A 15,093-nucleotide genomic window follows, 5' to 3' on the forward strand; every position below is an offset into this window, starting at 1 on the left:
CCATGAGTTCTTCAACAATCCAAAAGTTTTCGCGCTTTAGTCCTCTGATGTAATCATGTGTCATGGCGATGTTAGCTGGCGACAGTGGTTGTTCAAGTCCACCCCATACAGGATAATTGTCGTAAGCCACAACATCCAGATTTGACGCTAAAATATTTTGGTCATAGGCACGGTCAAAGAAGCCCCCAAACAGGTTATGAATAACTTTTTGATGAGGCTGTTTATACTCATTTACAATATCAATTTGCATCTTTGCATAATCATTGATACTTTTAGACCTAAACCTAGCCCAGTCAAGTTGCAATGTTGGATTATGTGTTGTAATTGTTTTTACAGGCATTGGAATTTCAGAAAATTCATTGTAGGTTTGGCCCCAAAAAATCGTGCCATAAGTTTTATTCAAGACCTCAATCGAATCATATTTGTCACTTAAATAGGCCTGAAATCCTTCGTGACAAATATTGCAGTAACACTGGTCACTGCCCTCATGCCCAAGCTCATTGTCAATCTGCCAAGCCACAATTGCAGGTTCGTTTTCATAGTGCTTTAAGAGCGCTGTGGCAATTTCTCTTGATTTTCGTTTATAGTCTTCTGAATTATAGCAGTATTGTCTCCGACCACCAAAAACACGCTTCTGGCCATTCTCGTCAACAGAAAGAATTTCTGGGTATTTTTTTGCAAGCCATGCTGGAAATGTCGCAGTTGGTGTTCCGAAAATAATGTTGAGACCATAGGATTTAATTTTTTCAATCACATGATCAAAATATTCAAAGTCATATTGGCCTTCACTTCGCTCCATCATATGCCATGCAAATTCACCAATTCTCACTGTGTTGGCACCTAATTCAACGATGCGCTTAAGATCATGATCGAGCATTGAGTGATCCCAGTGTTCAGGATAGTAGTCTACACCTAAATACATCATGCTATTCCGTCCTTCTCTAAATAGATTAACAGCAGAGAAAAGGGGAATTCTCTGCTGTTTAAATGTTAACAATTAGTCATTAGTTTTAAATTCAGTAATACGCTTCCATTAATCGAAAAATGTCCAAAAGACTATTTTCTCTTAATATATTTTCTATTATCAATTGCTACTGCAATAACAATGATAAGACCTTTTATAATAAACTGAAGGTATGGGTTTACACTGATAAATGATAATCCGTATGCGATAACTTGGAAGATTAAAACACCTGTTACGATACCAGCAATACTACCGATACCACCTGAGAATGATAAACCACCCACGATACAAGCCGAAATTGCATCAAGCTCGTAACCATTACCAGTATTATTAGTTGCCGATCCAATACGTGCGGCTTCAAGAGAACCACCTAATCCGTATAAGAGACCTGCTAACAAGTAAACCATCATGATGATCTTTGCAACGTCAACACCTGATACAGCTGCTGCTTCAGCATTACCACCAATCGCAAATACATTTTTACCAAACTTGGTCTTATTCCAAATCACCCACATAATTGCGATTGCAACCATTGCATATAAGACTAAATAAGGAATAATGAAAGTTCCAATTTTGAAATAACCTTGTGCTAAGTTTGCAAACCTTGGATCAAGTCCACCAATTGGCTGTGCACCGTATGGCGGTCTATCATAGTAGATTGAGTTAACGCCGTAAACGATAACCATCATACCCAAAGTTGCAATAAATGGGTCTACTTTAAACTTAGCAACTACAAAACCGTTTAGGAAACTGAAGAAACCAGTAATTATCATTACGAGTAAAATCGGTACGATAATCGGTAAAATCGGTAAATCCGGGTACATTCTATAAGCGTACTCTGGTGCTTGAAGTAAGGATGCAGAAATTACAGCTGCAAGACCTACTTGACGACCAAGAGAAAGGTCAGTTCCTTTAGCAACGATAATTGTACCAACACCTAGTGCAAAGATTACCCTTGTAGATGCTTGTGCTAATATGTTCGTAAAGTTCTTAAGTGATATAAATCTCGGTTCTATGATGACAATTGCAGCCATTAAAACAAAAAGTACAATGTAGATGGCATTATTCATCATAAAGTTGAGAATGTCTTTTCTATTAAGCTTCTGTGACATATGGTCTCATCTCCCTATTATAAATATTTAGCAGACAATCTCAAGATTTCCTCTTGGTTTGTCTTATCCGTCTCAACAATTCCTGCTAACCTGCCGTTACTCATTACAAGAATTCTGTCTGTTATCCCTAAAAGTTCTGGCATTTCTGAGGATACCATGATAACTGCTTTATCTTTTGATGCAAGATCAATCATTAATTGATAAATATCAAACTTAGCACCAACGTCAATTCCTCTTGTTGGTTCATCCATTAAAAGTACTTCTGGTTCAGTAAGCAGCCATCTACCAATGATAACCTTTTGCTGATTACCACCTGAAAGTGACAATATTCTCGTCTTTTGAGATGGTGTTTTAACACTCATACTATCAACGACCCAAGTTGTATCTTCTACAATCTTGTTATCATCAAGCATGCCATTGCTCTTAACATACTTGTCAATATTGGCAATAATAGAATTGAAAGAAATGTTTTGATTTGGGAAAATTCCAGTTGCTCTTCTCTCTTCAGTTACGAGCGCTAAACCGCTTTTAATGGCTTCTTTCGGATTTTTAAATTTAACAGGTTTACCATGAAGCTCCATAGTACCTTCAGAAACTTGTCTTTCAGCAAATATTGCTTCTACCAAATCTGTTCTTTTAGCACCAACTAGACCTGCAACACCAAGAATTTCACCTTTTCTAAGTTCAAAGCTCACATCCTTGATTGAAGGCTGGTAGGTTGCAGTTAAATTCTCAACCTTTAAAATAACCTCGCCTGGTTTGTTAGTCTTTGGTGGGAAACGATGTGTTAAATCACGACCAACCATTAAGTTAATGATTTGATCTGTGGTAATATCTTTTACAAATTGAGTATCAATCCATTTACCATCACGCATTATGGTAACTTCATCACAAATCTGCTCAATTTCAACCATTTTATGTGAGATATAAATGACAGATACGCCTCTGTCTCTTAAGGATGTTATGATTCTAAATAAATGGTTAACTTCATTTTCAGTTAGGGATGATGTTGGTTCATCCATTACGATAATTTTTGAGTTGTATGAAACCGCTTTGGCGATTTCAACCATTTGGCTTTCAGAAACTGGCAAGGTACCGATTTTTTGTCTTGGATCAAGATTGATATCAAGCTCTTTGAAGATCTTTAAAGTGTCTTCATACATCTTTTCCTCATCAACAAATAAACCTTTCATCGGAAAACGACCTAACCAAATGTTATCCATAATTCTTGTCGTTCTAACTTGGTTCAACTCTTGATGCACCATTGAAACGCCGTTATCAAGTGCATGTCTTGATGAAGTAAAGTTTACTGGCTTGCCTTCAAAAAGGATTTGTCCCTCATCCATATGATATATTCCGAACAAGCATTTCATCAAAGTTGATTTTCCTGCACCATTTTCGCCCATTAGTGCATGAACACTGCCTTTTCTTACTCTTAATTTGACACCGTCCAAAGCTTTAACACCAGGAAATTCCTTTGATACATTCAGCATTTCAAGCAAAAAACTGTCTTTTTGTGTTGTATCATTATTCAAGGACTTTGCCTCCTTTCGATATTTCTATATAGAATACCCAAAATGAGTCTTAGGTAAATTATTCTTTTTTACTATTTATGATTATAAATATGATTTTTATAAATCCTAGATGATAATTTCAGATAAATGATTGTATGATTTCAACGCAACATTTGAGTCATATCTCTATGTCTCAAAGCAATTTTCACTGACGCCATTTGATAATAATAAATCCCAATCACAGCTTTCAGCTAAAATTTGTCGGCCATTATAAAATATAAAATAGTTTTCTCAAAAAATTCGAGATGCATGTCTGCATCTCGAATAATCACTAGTACAGTAAGTTCTTATTTGTAAGCTTCTTCAGCAAACGCGATATTATCGATTGTAACAGCTACGTAAGGAACACGAACTGCTTTGTTTTCATCAAATTTCCAAGTAGTGCCGTCTAATGGATCTTTACCCATAGCAACGTTGTAAGCTAATTCGAAAGAAGCTTTACCTTGGTTTTTAGCATCGTTTAATACAGTACCTGCCATTTTGCCAGCTTTGATTTGCTCTAAAGCATCAGGAATAGCATCTACGCCGAATACAGGCATATATTTACCATTATCAAAGTAACCATTAGCATTTAATGATTGGATTGCACCAAGTGCCATACCATCATTGTTTGTGATAACGAGTTCGATAGCGTCGCCATGTTTAGCAATCCAACCATCCATTAACTCTTTACCTTTTACAGAATCCCACATACCTGTTTGAAGTTCTAACTCTTCAACTTTAAGGCCTTTTTCAACCATAACGTCTACAGCGTATTTTGTTCTAGCTTCAGCATCTGGATGTCCAGGTTCGCCTTTTAAAAGAACGTATTGAACGATTCCATCGCCATTTCTATCCCACTCTGGGTTATCTTGCCACATTTGTGCCATCATTTCGCCTTGGATAACGCCAGCTTCTGCAGATGCAGTACCAACGTACCATGCTTTATCATAGCTCGCTAATACAGAAGCTTCTGGCTCTTTGTTGAAGAATACAACTGGAAGATCAGCAGCTTGTGCTTTAGTGATGATTGAAGCAGCAGCTTGAGGGTCAACTAAGTTGATTGCTAAAGATTTAGCACCTTTAGAGATCATAGTATCAACTTGGTCATTTTGAGTTGCTTGTGAGTTTTGAGAGTCGTTCATGATAAGTTCTGCAGAATCACCAGCACTTGTCTCGATAGCTCTTCTTACGAATGACATAAAGTTATCATCGTATTTGTAGATTGTAACGCCGATTACTGGTTTTTCTACTGTTGCTGCTGGTGCAGTTGACTCAGCAGGTGCTGCAGCTGCTTCTGTTTCAGCTGGTTTGCTTCCACATGCAGTAAGTGATAATACCATCACCATGATTAATAAGATCGCAGTTAATTTTTTCACGTTTAATCATCTCCCCAAATTAGTTTTTGTGTTGGTTACATTTTCATTTTAGTAAAAATTTACGGAATCGTCAAGAATAATTTACTTATAATTTACAACAACTTTCTCTAACACGTAATTCTGTTGGGATGACCACTTTCTTAGCAATGGTCCTCTTTTTCAAAATTCTTTCGAGCAAAAGCTCAACCGCTGTTTCGCCCATAAATTCCTTATGGACTCTTACAGACGTCAGAGGTGGTACGGTAAATTTAGAAGTAGGTATATCGTTGAAACCAATGACGCTAATGTCTTCAGGCACTTTAAGACCCATTTCATGAACAGCTCTTAAGACGCCAATTGCCATCGAATCACTTGCTATTAAAAAGGCTGTTGGAACATGGTCTGACTTTTTAATGGCCTCTTTCATCAGCTCATACCCAGACTCTGCTAGAAATGCACCGATGTAAATCTGTGTTTCATCCAATAAATCAAGACGTTTCATGTAATCTCTGAATACGGTTTCACGACGCTCTCCCAGGGCAATTCTTTCATGCCCTATATACTCTCGACCGCCTATGTACCCGATTTTTCTATGACCATTCCCCCAAAGATAATCCAATGCACCGATGACTGCTTTTTCAAAGTCAATGACCACACTGTCAAAACGCTCTTCAAAAGGAGAAGAATCAACAAACACAATATTCTGAGAAATATCCGTAATTTTCTTAATTTGAGATTCGGTAAACTTACCTATTGCAATGAAACCATCAATGCCTTCAAGACTTTGAAAATCATACTCATCTGGTCTAAAAATCTTCAAGATTTCTATGTTGCTCTCGTAACACATTTTTTCAATGCCCAAACGAATCGACATATAATATGGATCGTCAAGCTCTTGACTCATGGTGTACCAGTGCACCAAACCGATTTTTAATTTTTTCTGAGTCTTTCTGATATTTCGCTTTCTAGGCGGCATATAGTCCAATGATTCTGCTATTTCGAATATCAATTGCCTTTTTTCATCAGATACCGATAAAGTATTATCATAGTTCAATACCCTTGACACCGTAGCTGATGAAACACCTGCCTTTTCTGCTATATCTTTGATGGTTGCCATGTTACTACCCCTTTCCATTTATCAACAAACAAATATTGTTTAGTAAACATTTACTTAATAAAAGAATACACCTTAATCATTTATTTAGCAAGTTCCACTACTATTTTACCTTTTTAACACCAAAAAGTCATAATATTTATATTTGTTTTTTTGTGGAAATGGATCATTCAATATTTAAGTTTCAAACTCAAATCATTAGTTCTCATAGAAATTTTACATAAAGTTTACATTAAAGTCACTTCAATAATTTAATCATTTTTCATGAAAAACAATCTATTTTGATTTTTTTTGTGTATACATAAAAAAACATGGACAAATTTAATCTTAAATTTGTCCATGTTTCATGTGTTTTCTTGGTGTTTTGATTTAAAGTGCTCTTATTCAGTCTCTCTTTTTACGTTAATGTAAACATCTGATTCCTGATGAAAACCACTTTGTATTATAATCTTATCAATATTCACAGCATCCACAACGATGGTATCTAATTTTAAATAAGGGATAACACCACTTCCGTTGTCAATGTCATCATTTGCAATGACCTTTTCCCCTTTTGCCATGTTTATTGCTATTTTAGCACAGGTTTCAGCTAAGTCATTTATAGGCTTATAAACAGTCGCCAGCTGTGTTTTTTCAACGATACGTTGACACGCTGACAACTCCGCATCCTGCGAAACCACCATCACTTCACCAGCCAGTTGCCATTTTGCAAGCGTTTCAATTGCACCAGTGGCAAGCACATCATTTGCAGCAATAATGCCGTCGATATGCTCTCCGTTTTTAAGGTGCTTCTCAATTACTTCCTTGGCATAGCTCTCACGCCATTCCAAGGCCCATATTTCATCAACGATATCAATCTTGCCATTATCTATGAAGGGCTGCAGGGTATCATAAAACCCCTTATTCAACAAGGTTGAGTTATTATCTTTAGGATCACCATTGATAATGAGCACATTGAAGGGTTTCTTTTGGGCAATGGTTTCTTTGCGTTGCTCGTAGTATACTGAGTCCAGTTCAGATATAAGTCTTGCAGAAATCCCCTTTCCGATACCTACATTATCAAAAGAAATATACAAGTCAACAGGTGTCCCTATAACCAATCGGTCATAGGAAATCACTTTAATGCCATTGCGCCTTGCCTCGCTTAAAACATCCTCAAGTGCAGTGGCATCTTTAGGCACAACCACAATCACATCCATACGCTCTGCTATAAGGTGTTGAATTTGCTGTTTCTGTTTTTCAACACTTTCATTTGCAATTTGAACATCTACAGTTGCACCGAGTTCAGTGGCTTTTGCGACCAAAACCTCCACTTCCCTTTGCCACCTTTCAACAACAAATGAATCAAATGCCAAACCAATCTTGATCTGCATGTCCTTTTCTTCCTTAACATCCTTTACCTGTTGACAAGCCACTGCAGTGACCAAAACGGCAACCGCTAGTAAAAGTAATATAAATGATTTTAAAATAACACTCATCTTATTCGTTTTCATTATTTAATCATCCTTTGATAGTCTTTTGGGGTTATGCCTTCATACTTCTTAAAGGTTCTGATGAAATAGCTGGTGTCATTGTATCCAATATAAAAACCAATTTCCTTAATGGACTTCTTACCTTCCTTAAGCATCTTCTTGGCCTCTTCAATCCTTAGCTCATTTAAGTATTCCTTAAAGGTGCTGCCCGTATCATCCTTAAAAATTTTAGAAAGATATTGTGGTGTCACATTGATTTGTTGCGCAAGGCCTTCAAGCGTAATTTCCGAATGATAATCTTGTTGCATAATTTCCATAGCAGCGATGGTCAAATCGTTGTACTCACCATTTCGTGATTTAGAATATATATCAAACAAGTCTTCGACAACGCGTTCAAAATGTTGAATTTTACCTGCGACCGGCTTATCGACAAACTCTGATATATAGGTCTTATCAGGGTCTCTTTGTACGTTTGCACGTTTACAGATATCAAAGATCAAAATCATGGTTTCCAGAAGATTGGCTTCTGCATAGCGTGATAACTCTGGTTGTTTCATTAAGTCGAGCATCTCAAACTCATATTGCCTTAAGGATTGCTTAAACCGCTTTTGTTTGGTTAAGAAGTCATCAATAAGCGACTGGGTCAGTTCGTTGAAATCATCCACAGAAAAATGAGTTGCCTTCTGGTCTTCAACAAAAGCAATTTGCTGGTCTGATTGTCTAAGTACTAATATGGCTTCTTCATAGGATTCATATATGCGATCGATTTCCTTAATCTCTCCAAGACCAATCCTTGCACGTAGGCCAAATCGGTCTGTAATGTTCTGCACAAAACTGGACCAAAAATATCGGTCATTCAGGTCTTCACCTTTTTTATCTTCTAAATAGATGAATATACGATTTAGAAATGGATTACTGATCAATGACGGCATCTGAAACTTAAGAGAGGTCTTCAAATAATCACAGCAGTCATTTATCTTCTGATTGTAAAAATTAAGCTCATCCATATTTGCCTTTGAGGGTAAGTTAGCGAACTCTATGGTGACCATTCGTCCTTTTTCCAAAGTGATCTCCAAAATCTCTCTATAATGTGCTATGTGCCTAATAAAATTTCGATTTAACAATATAGAGTTAAAAAAGTTACTCTCCACCAAACTCACAGACTGATAGTACCGTTCTATGTGGTCTAACTCCTTATGTCGTTTTTCTTCCTCTGAATCTATCTTTAAAAGCGTTTGACCAATAACCTCAATCATTTTTGTTTTCGTTAGGGGTTTCAGAATGTAATCCTCAACATTATATTTCACAGCATCTTTAGCAAACTCAAACTGATCATATGCCGAAACAATAATGATTTTAACCTGATTGTCTACCTTCCTAATGCGTTCAATAAACTCTAGGCCATTCATACCTGGCATTCTGATGTCCGTCATAATAATGTGAGGTCTAAAATGCTCAACCTTAATGAGGCCTTCACGTGCATTCTTGGCGGTTTCGATTACAATATCATCATAATGTGTCTTAAGCACTTGACTTACAGATTCAAGTACGATCATTTCATCATCTACTATTAAAAGTCTTGTCATTTAACACCTCTATCTACTGCAATTGGAATATGCAAGATTACTTCTGTTCCCTTAATACCGTCACTCTTTAATGATAAGACATCCACTTTACCATAAAAATGCTTGAGTCTATCATAGACATTTTCAAGTCCTAAACCTGTTGTATGTCCCCCCTGGTCCTTATCTTGATCTTCTTTTTTGAAATCATAGTTGTTGAGCTTTTCCAATTTCTCCTTCGAAATACCATTGCCATTGTCCTGAATCGAAACCATGATTTCATGTGGCAGTTTCTTAATAACGATGGTGATAACGCCCTTGTCCATCTTGTCTCGAAAGCCATGTATCATCGCATTTTCAACGATAGGTTGTAGTATCATCGGCGGCATTTCAACGGTCATGGTGTTACTTTCAGCGTCCAAATGCATTTCAAGTTGTTCACCAAATCTTATTTTCATCAATTCATAGTAGTTTCTTACATTTTTAAGTTCTTCACTTAACTTTACCCTATTATCTAAGCTCTGAATATTGTATCTAAAGAGCTGTGAAAGATGGTCTAGGAAAAAAACAGTTCGATCTGCATTCTCAATTATTGCAAGCTGCATGCCGGCATTTAAGGTATTAAACAGGAAATGAGGGTTTATTTGTGCCTGTAAAGCCAATAGCTCAGCCTGATTTAAGAGATTTTGCATTTTGAGTTTTTCCGTTTCAGATACCCTAAGCTTGTTCTCCGTGTCTACTTTCCCTTCAAGTTCCAAAATATACTCATTTATGTGGTCTGCCATTTCTTGAAAGGCCTTTTTTAGCACCTCAGCTTCTTTAAAATACATCCCATCGATCTTTTCGATATTGTACTGGCCCTTGGTAATTGCTTCCGCTCTGACACTAAGCGCTTCAATAGGCTTTGTGACATTGGTGGAAAAGCTCAAAACAAATAGGATACTGAGTATGATCAATAGCAAAATGATCCCCATAAAGTTCACACGAATCCCTTTAAAGTTCTCAGTCATTTCCAGATAATTTTCAAGATTTGACTTAAAGTCATGAATCTCAAGTTGTTCAACTTTTTGGTGGATGACTTGACTATAAATTAGAATTTCAGAATACCTTTCCAGGTATTTCTCAGTATTTCTCGCCCGTTTGAAGTCAATAGCCTTTTCTGATTCCTCTAAATATTTATCTAAAAGTAAGTGAATATTATTGAGTTGCAGTAAGGTTGAATTTGTAGAATTCCCATAATTTAGCGTTTCACTGTACCGCTTTATGCTGTCATGATAGTCCAAGTAATTTACAAAACTATCTGAACTCTTTGTGCTCAAATAAGTTTCCAAGTTGACCTCAAATTGCTGTAAGTCCACCAAGAGTTCATTGAGTATAATACTGGTCGTAAACATCTGATTGATCTCAGCATTAATGGTTGACGTAATTAGAAAAGTATATGCAAAGGCAAGTACAAAACATAGCAGCAAGACCAATGTAAATGTAAAAACCTTTTTCTTTAATGTGTTTTCTAGAAAAATTCGCCTAATTCTTTTCATGATTACCTCAGTTGGATTCATCTACAATTTTATCTTTTGTAATAATTTCAATCGGAATGTTGATATAACTTGAAACGCTTTCGCCATTTAGAATTTTAATCAAATTGTTCATTGATAATATGCCAAGTTCTTGATAATCCTCTACAACACTGGCATAAATTAATTCTTTCTGAATGGCATCAATTAATTCTGGTGGGTCCCCGCTGGCAACGACATTAATGTCACCAACTAAGTTTCGGTCAACCAAAACACGGGTCACTCGAATGGCGTCCATAGGATCGGTACAAATGACCGTATTAATAGAGGGGCGCTCTCTGAGCAATTCATCGATGATAATTTCAGCTCTGGAACTTCTCGAGTACTTTATGCTTGTGAGTTTGAACAAAGCCAAGTCCTGAAACGTTTCATATATGCCATTGAGAAAATTATTTGTTGATAATAGTTGGTCTGGCTCGTATTCACTGCCTAATATAACAGATACATTTCCCGTATTACCTGTCGCTTCAATCGCGAGTTGCGCCGCACGCTTACCAAGATTGTATTTGTTAGTACCGATATAGACATCTCTATTTGTCTCTGGTGCATCATTTCCTGCTGCAATAACTTTAATATCATTTTCTTGTAGGGTATTGATAAAAACACCTGCTTGGACATTGTTTTCAAGGTTAATAATTACCCCGTCTATCTTTGTGGCGATGATGATCTTAGAAAGTGATTCTAATTCAAAGGTCTCTAGATTATATAACTCGTAGACACAATCATTTGAAGCAGCACTTTCATCTATTCCCCTTAGGAAACGCTCCGCAGAATAACTATTGATATGATCTGATATTACTGCCACGTGAAAAGTTTTAATTTCATTTGTTGACGTTTTATTGTTTTTTGAATATCTTACCTGGTTGTAAGTCACTATACTGAGTGCTATCAGGAGTAGAATAATCGTAAATTCAAAAAATTGTATTTTATATTTCATATCATGCCTCTTTAAAAGTATTAATTTAATTATAGTCTATGCCCGTCTAAAAGAAAAGACATGTACATTGCAACTTGCAATTATTGGATTTATACTTATATTAAGAGTATATATCACTATTGTACATATCATTATTTAAAATCCTAAAGGAGGGGTTATGTCAATCGATAAGTTGAAAGAACTGCTAAAACAAAGCCATAACAGCGTTCTCTTTGGCGGTGCTGGCACTTCCACTGAGAGCAATATTCCTGATTTCAGGTCGGAGAATGGCTTGTATTCTCTTAAACTTCAAGATACAAGTCCTGAAGAAATATTAAGTCATGATTATTTCTACAGTCATCCAGATCGCTTTTATGATTTCTTAAAAAACTACTTGTTGCTGCCAGGCATCAAGCCTCATAAGGGACACTATGCAACAGTTGACTTGGAAAAAGAGGGTTTGAACACCATCATTACCCAAAACATCGATGGACTACATCAAGCTGCCGGTTCTAAAAATGTTATTGAACTCCACGGTTCACTTCAAAGACATATCTGTACAAAATGTCAGACCCTATACGATATGGACTGGATTATAGAAAATCAAAACAAAGTAATTCGATGCCCTCTTTGCAATGGGCTTGTCAAACCTGATGTGGTTTTGTATGGCGAACCACTTGATCAAGACGTCATGGCAAGGGCTGTAAAAGCAATTCAATCTGCAGATCTACTAATTGTTGTTGGAACTTCTCTTGTGGTCTATCCAGCGGCAAGTTTTTTGAGATATTTTAAGGGAAACAATCTCGTTCTGATCAACAAAACACAAACCCCATATGATAGCAATGCCAACCTCGTGATACGAGAAAGCTATGGTGAGGTTTTCTCCCAGCTGGTTTAAACCAGTTTGAGTTCACATTTTACTTTTAATATAACAAAAAAATCTAGAAGGGCTTAAGTCGCAGTTAAGCCGCATCTAGATTTTATTTGCTTATAATCGAGAGGGTTATAAGCTTTATTATAATAACACTTTTTAATTCACTTTTCAATTTCTAAAAAGGTCCCACTCAGACATTCCATTAATCTGGCGTGGCCTTTTTCATGTCTTATCCAATATTGGCCTTATTGTCTCATGATTTTTTCAAGTTGCTTGAGTATTTGCTGCTTGTCCGAACCATCATGAGGAAAAGTCACAAAGTTATTGACCAATACAAACCCTCTTAAACTGACGTTGTTTTCCTTAATCTCCTGAAAAACACTTTGCAGTTTATTTTCCACAATAACAGTCTGTTGATGTCCACAGAATGGGAAAAAACTCACAAAGGCATGCACACCAAACTGAAACATGACATCTGTTTCCCAATACTTCGTTTTAAATTTCTGAATAATTTGAGAGCCATCGTCATAATTTAGCTTTTCATCGGAAATTGAATGATCCACTGGTTGTATCGAACTTAAACAAATGCTCACTTCATAACTTCCCTTTTGAGCCTTTCTAATCTCACTGGTTAAAAACGAGTGCATATCCATGACAATCTGCTCTGGTTGTTCAGATTTTGTAATCTTCTCACGTGGTGTTTGAATGCTTTTCATTATTCGCTCCAAAAGCACATCATCATCACTGGATTTAAGAATATAATCCTTAGCGCCTAGCCTAAGACCACTGGCCAAGTTTCCCCGCGTAACCGTACTGGTATAAATAATCAAAGGTGTAAATGGATGCTGTTCTAAATATCTTTCGAACCATTTTATCACAGAGTCATTATCAAAATTTAAATCAGCCAAGATTAGGTCAAAATCACTTTTAACTTCATTAATTGCATGATTTAACTGAACGACTGAGCCCGCCTCAAAAGTTTCTACTTGAAAATGCTTTACGATATTCTTAACTTTAGATCGGATATATTGTGCTTCATCATACAATAACATCTGGTACATATTACACCTCACAAATATTATGTCTTTCATTATTTATATCCGATTTCTTCAGTAATAAACGCTTCTTTTAAGGTCAGAGTCCCATTTTCTCTGGAAAACCAAATCTGAGATTCAAGGATTGGATCACTGCACCAGAGGCACCTTTTCCGAGATTATCTAGACGTACAGCAATTTGGAAATTCTCATCCGTGCCATTGATGAAAACTTCAAATCTATTAGATTCAGATGTTTCACCATGTAAATATTTATCAGAAGAATTGGGTGCGTGTATTTTGGCGAAAACAGACTCACTGTAATGACCCTTATACAAGTCATACAATTTTTTCAAACTCACTGAATCTTTAAAATTTGATTTATGAAAAGGAATACTCAATAAAATACCTCTAGGATAGTTGCAAACTATGGGTAAAAAGGTTGGTGTTAATGTCAAATCGCCAAATTTCATAATTTCGGGAATATGTTTATGCATTTGTCCCAAAGCATAGTGCTGTGCTGCAATTGGTTTTTTTGTATTTTTATACATTTTAATCATTTCTTTTCCACCGCCGGAGTAACCTGTATGGGAAATCAAGTTAAGGGATGTTTCTTTTTTCAATAATTCATTTTGCTGAAGTGGGAGCAATCCAAGCAAGGCAGCTGTTGCATGACAGCCTGGATTTGCAATTCTATTTGAATGAGAAATCTTCTTCTTCTGGTCTATGCTGAGTTCAGGCAGCCCATAAGTCCAAGCTTCATTGGTTCGATGGGCCGTACTGGTATCCACCACAACCACCTTCTGACTTTCAAGCAATGTCAAGGCTTCGACGCTCGCATCTTCCGGTAGACACAATACCACTGCATCAGATGCATTCATTAAGGTCTTTCGTTTATGCACATCATGTCGTTCATCATAGGCTATTTCCACCAACACAAATGAAGGATGCTTCTCAATATATCGCTTGATTTCAAGCCCTGTTGTTCCGTGTTGTCCGTCCACAAAAATATTTTTCACTCAATCACCTTCTCTTTTCATTTACCAATATAAAAAAACAGTATTATTATGCATTTCTTTACATAATAATACCGCGGGTCTCTTTAGATGTCAAGGCTCATTTGCGTGACATATGATTTAAGAATTACCATTGTTTCGGGTTTTAAAAATAAGCTTTGTAGCTTAAGGGCTTCCTTTTTAATTTTTTTCAGTTGCCTTAGTGTAAAGGGAGAAAACTGCGTCAATTTGCTGAAGAAGTCCTTTGACATATAAGCCCTGTAATTTAAACTCGAAAGGGAAATCATCATCAAAATACAATTGTGATATAGGGCATGCCACTTGGAATCCGGCATTCGACTAATCATACGATCATTAAAAGCTAGGGTCTTTGAAATCATAGTATCCAGCATAAATCGATTCATTAGCTGGCTATAGATTGTCTGATGGTTATTTTTCTGGTCTTCAACCATGTCTTGCAAATCATCGCATAATTGCAAGATTATGCCGTAATGCAGATAAAATAATATTTGATCATTTGAAAGTGTGCCACAAACAAGGTATGC

12 protein-coding genes and 1 pseudogene are annotated in these 15,093 nt (G+C 36.5%); 1 reads left to right on the top strand and 12 read right to left on the bottom strand.

What is annotated here, in order from left to right; genetic code table 11:
* The 9 genes from AC220I_RS09230 to AC220I_RS09270 all read right to left on the bottom strand — a co-directional run.
* A partial coding sequence (locus AC220I_RS09230; protein WP_486723533.1) for a beta-galactosidase occupies nucleotides 1-925 on the bottom strand: 925 nt, incomplete at its 3' end.
* Between the two features lie 131 nt (nucleotides 926-1,056).
* Nucleotides 1,057-2,076 (bottom strand): galactose/methyl galactoside ABC transporter permease MglC, encoded by a 1,020-nt coding sequence (gene mglC / locus AC220I_RS09235; RefSeq protein ID WP_486723534.1) that lies wholly within the window; start codon nucleotides 2,074-2,076, stop codon nucleotides 1,057-1,059.
* A gap of 17 nt (nucleotides 2,077-2,093) precedes the next feature.
* Nucleotides 2,094-3,611 (bottom strand): galactose/methyl galactoside ABC transporter ATP-binding protein MglA, encoded by a 1,518-nt coding sequence (gene mglA / locus AC220I_RS09240; RefSeq protein WP_486723535.1) that lies wholly within the window; start codon nucleotides 3,609-3,611, stop codon nucleotides 2,094-2,096.
* 326 nt (nucleotides 3,612-3,937) lie between these two features.
* Nucleotides 3,938-5,008 carry a galactose/glucose ABC transporter substrate-binding protein MglB gene (mglB, locus tag AC220I_RS09245; RefSeq protein ID WP_486723536.1) on the bottom strand — a complete coding sequence of 357 codons (1,071 nt, stop codon included), beginning with the start codon at nucleotides 5,006-5,008 and terminating at the stop codon, nucleotides 3,938-3,940.
* An 85-nt stretch (nucleotides 5,009-5,093) separates the two neighbouring features.
* On the bottom strand, nucleotides 5,094-6,104 hold the full coding sequence (locus AC220I_RS09250) for a LacI family DNA-binding transcriptional regulator (RefSeq protein WP_486723537.1): 1,011 nt from the start codon (nucleotides 6,102-6,104) through the stop codon (nucleotides 5,094-5,096).
* 377 nt (nucleotides 6,105-6,481) lie between these two features.
* Nucleotides 6,482-7,594: a sugar ABC transporter substrate-binding protein gene (locus AC220I_RS09255; RefSeq protein WP_486723538.1), complete on the bottom strand. Its 1,113-nt coding sequence runs from the start codon at nucleotides 7,592-7,594 to the stop codon at nucleotides 6,482-6,484.
* Nucleotides 7,594-9,159: a response regulator gene (locus AC220I_RS09260; RefSeq protein WP_486723539.1), complete on the bottom strand. Its 1,566-nt coding sequence runs from the start codon at nucleotides 9,157-9,159 to the stop codon at nucleotides 7,594-7,596. The genes AC220I_RS09255 and AC220I_RS09260 overlap by 1 nt, the downstream gene beginning before the upstream one ends.
* On the bottom strand, nucleotides 9,156-10,673 hold the full coding sequence (locus AC220I_RS09265) for a sensor histidine kinase (protein ID WP_486723540.1): 1,518 nt from the start codon (nucleotides 10,671-10,673) through the stop codon (nucleotides 9,156-9,158). The genes AC220I_RS09260 and AC220I_RS09265 overlap by 4 nt, the downstream gene beginning before the upstream one ends.
* Before the next feature lie 7 nt (nucleotides 10,674-10,680).
* Entirely contained in the window at nucleotides 10,681-11,646 is a 966-nt protein-coding gene (locus tag AC220I_RS09270; RefSeq protein ID WP_486723541.1) for a sugar ABC transporter substrate-binding protein, read from the bottom strand.
* A gap of 157 nt (nucleotides 11,647-11,803) precedes the next feature.
* Between AC220I_RS09270 and AC220I_RS09275 the strand changes: the two genes are divergently transcribed.
* Nucleotides 11,804-12,523: an NAD-dependent protein deacylase gene (locus AC220I_RS09275; RefSeq protein ID WP_486723542.1), complete on the top strand. Its 720-nt coding sequence runs from the start codon at nucleotides 11,804-11,806 to the stop codon at nucleotides 12,521-12,523.
* Nucleotides 12,524-12,744: 221 nt separating this feature from the next.
* Here AC220I_RS09275 and AC220I_RS09280 read toward each other — a convergent pair whose 3' ends face one another.
* From AC220I_RS09280 to AC220I_RS09290, 3 genes and pseudogenes are all read right to left on the bottom strand, one after another.
* The gene (locus AC220I_RS09280; protein WP_486723543.1) at nucleotides 12,745-13,560 is read right to left on the bottom strand and encodes a response regulator; all 816 of its coding nucleotides are present in this window, start codon (nucleotides 13,558-13,560) and stop codon (nucleotides 12,745-12,747) included.
* A 73-nt stretch (nucleotides 13,561-13,633) separates the two neighbouring features.
* Entirely contained in the window at nucleotides 13,634-14,551 is a 918-nt protein-coding gene (argC, locus tag AC220I_RS09285; protein ID WP_486723544.1) for an N-acetyl-gamma-glutamyl-phosphate reductase, read from the bottom strand.
* An 83-nt stretch (nucleotides 14,552-14,634) separates the two neighbouring features.
* Nucleotides 14,635-15,093 (bottom strand): annotated as a pseudogene (locus AC220I_RS09290) (hypothetical protein); the annotation flags it as partial.

The organism is Fusibacter sp., from assembly GCF_057447755.1.

Bases quoted from the DNA above. Each gene is read 5' to 3' on its own strand.
- mglC (WP_486723534.1), bottom strand. From the start codon at position 2,076: ATGTCACAGAAGCTTAATAGAAAAGACATTCTCAACTTTATGATGAAT.
- AC220I_RS09250 (WP_486723537.1), bottom strand. From the start codon at position 6,104: ATGGCAACCATCAAAGATATAGCAGAAAAGGCAGGTGTTTCATCAGCT.
- AC220I_RS09255 (WP_486723538.1), bottom strand. From the start codon at position 7,594: ATGAAAACGAATAAGATGAGTGTTATTTTAAAATCATTTATATTACTT.
- AC220I_RS09260 (WP_486723539.1), bottom strand. From the start codon at position 9,159: ATGACAAGACTTTTAATAGTAGATGATGAAATGATCGTACTTGAATCT.
- AC220I_RS09265 (WP_486723540.1), bottom strand. From the start codon at position 10,673: ATGAAAAGAATTAGGCGAATTTTTCTAGAAAACACATTAAAGAAAAAG.
- AC220I_RS09270 (WP_486723541.1), bottom strand. From the start codon at position 11,646: ATGAAATATAAAATACAATTTTTTGAATTTACGATTATTCTACTCCTG.
- AC220I_RS09275 (WP_486723542.1), top strand. From the start codon at position 11,804: ATGTCAATCGATAAGTTGAAAGAACTGCTAAAACAAAGCCATAACAGC.
- AC220I_RS09280 (WP_486723543.1), bottom strand. From the start codon at position 13,560: ATGTACCAGATGTTATTGTATGATGAAGCACAATATATCCGATCTAAA.